The 2,004-nt window shown below is 36.9% G+C and carries 2 protein-coding genes; both read right to left on the bottom strand.

Annotated features, from left to right (window positions below; genetic code table 11):
• Positions 1–172: 172 nt before the first annotated feature.
• Complete coding sequence (locus tag J2S74_RS27245; protein WP_307332908.1) at positions 173–967, bottom strand: ion transporter; 795 nt, start codon at positions 965–967, stop codon at positions 173–175.
• A 228-nt stretch (positions 968–1,195) separates the two neighbouring features.
• Positions 1,196–1,813 carry a YhcN/YlaJ family sporulation lipoprotein gene (locus J2S74_RS27240; RefSeq protein ID WP_307332905.1) on the bottom strand — a complete coding sequence of 206 codons (618 nt, stop codon included), beginning with the start codon at positions 1,811–1,813 and terminating at the stop codon, positions 1,196–1,198.
• Between the last annotated feature and the right edge of the window lie 191 nt (positions 1,814–2,004).

Here is a 2,004-nt window from a genome sequence, read left to right as displayed (position 1 = left end):
TATATAACAGAAAACCATAATATTCCACAAAAGGTAATATATAGTGTTTTTTTATGCCGTTGACAAAATAAATATTTTTTTATGCAACGCTAGTGTAATTTCCTAAACAAGAACAAAAAAGTATTTGAAAACTTTTATGTTTCCGAATACTTTTTTCTACATTCAATCGTTATTAATTTGAATTTTTATTACTGTTAAGAATCAACTGCTTAATTTCCTGAATATCTTTTCTTAACTCCTCATTCTCCCTATATAACCGCTCCATTTGCTCTTCCCGAATTGCGTCGTCTTCTTGCCCTAAGTAGTTCAAGATTACTGCTACTACTAAGTTTAGAATCACCAATGCGCCGATGATAATGAAGGAGACGAAGTAGAACCATGCCCAGGGGATTTCATTGATGATTGGTCTGGCTACCTGGCTCGCCCATGATTCGAAGGTTACTACCTGCATGAGTGTGAAAAGGGCTGTATGGAAGCTGCCAAAGAATTCGTAATCTAGTACTTCACTAAAGAATGTTGTTCCAATGATAGCGTATATAGTAAAAATCAACATGCATAGGCCTAATACCCCTGTTAAGGCTGGGATAGATTTCATTAAGGCATCAATAATTTTTCTCAAGGCAGGAATTGCCGGTATCATTCTTATTAAACGTAAAACCCTAACAAGTCTTAGTACGCTGACGAACGGAGTCGCATAAAACGCTAAGCTTGCTACGACAATAGAAAAATCAAAGATATTCCATCTATCAGCAAAATATCGTTTAGTACCTAGCCCACCTAATTTTACAACCATCTCGAGGACAAACACCCAAACAATGATTTTATCTAAAACTAGGAGTAAGCTGTTGCCTTTTAAATATGTCTCAGCAATAATAATGAAGCCGTTAAATATTATAATAGCTATAATAATTGCTTGGAAATTCTTATGTTCCACCATTTGTTTCAAATTTGTTCGAAGATTACTCATTGTGACAACCACGTTTCCCTTCTAGCAATTTTCTTTTTTACTAACTATCCTCTATTATTATACCAATAAATCTAATAAAGGAATGAATATAGCATACAATATTCAGTATAGTAATTAATGACAAAAATACAAATAAAACTCCTCAAACTTAGAAAAAAGTTTAAGGAGTTTTTAGTGAATGGAAAAAGGCCCTGACCCATGGATAATGGGTCAATGGGCCAGGCTTAATTATCTGCTTCGTTGAAATGGACGCTGTACTGCATTTCCAAGATCGTTTAGCATATCCGTAAAAGTTGCACCAATTTCTTCAAATGCTTCTCCTGCTCGTAAGCGGTCATCCATATCACGAATATTTCTCACTTGGTCACGGTCTGTAACTACATGGACATTTCTGCCCCCTGCTAGTCCGCCGACACGGTTACGGAGATTTCGATCAAGCTCATTAGTATCCCCATCTGCATCTACACCAATTACAACGTCATTTCCGTGAACAAGAACACGGGAGTCACGAATATTTTCACCACGGATACTGTTATTAATTCGTGTGGCAAGTTGACCCTCTTCCGTATCAAAATAAGCACCTGTACGGGCTTGTCCAGTTACACCCGTTCTTCCAGTTCCACGATTAAATCCAAAGTTATCATTATCTCTCGTTCCATCATAGAGATCTCCTTGGGGTCTTCCATAATTATTGTATCCATATCCTGTAGTACCTGTTCCATATCCTTGGTTTGTTGTAAATCCAGTAGCATTATCATTCATATCATTATCGTTTACATCTCCACAACCAGCTAGACCAGAAACTAATAAACCTGCTGCAGCTAAACTTAGTGCATATTTTTTCATTTTATCCCTCCTTTTTTCCTTAGGTTGCCTAGAACAAAGGAGTTTAATTCCACAAATTTGGGGATTTCTTTATAGAATTTTTTTACAATGAATAATAGCGCAATGCGCCTGCCTATCGAAGCGGCAACGCGCGCGTTGCCTATTCGAACGGAAAATGCTCTGACCGATAAAAAGCGCTTTTTGCTTTTTAT

Origin of the sequence: Evansella vedderi, assembly GCF_030813435.1 — a bacterium.
Classification (GTDB): domain Bacteria; phylum Bacillota; class Bacilli; order Bacillales; family Salisediminibacteriaceae; genus Evansella; species Evansella vedderi.
The sequence above is the reverse complement of the archived record's forward strand: the minus strand, read 5'-3'. Positions and strand labels throughout refer to the sequence as shown.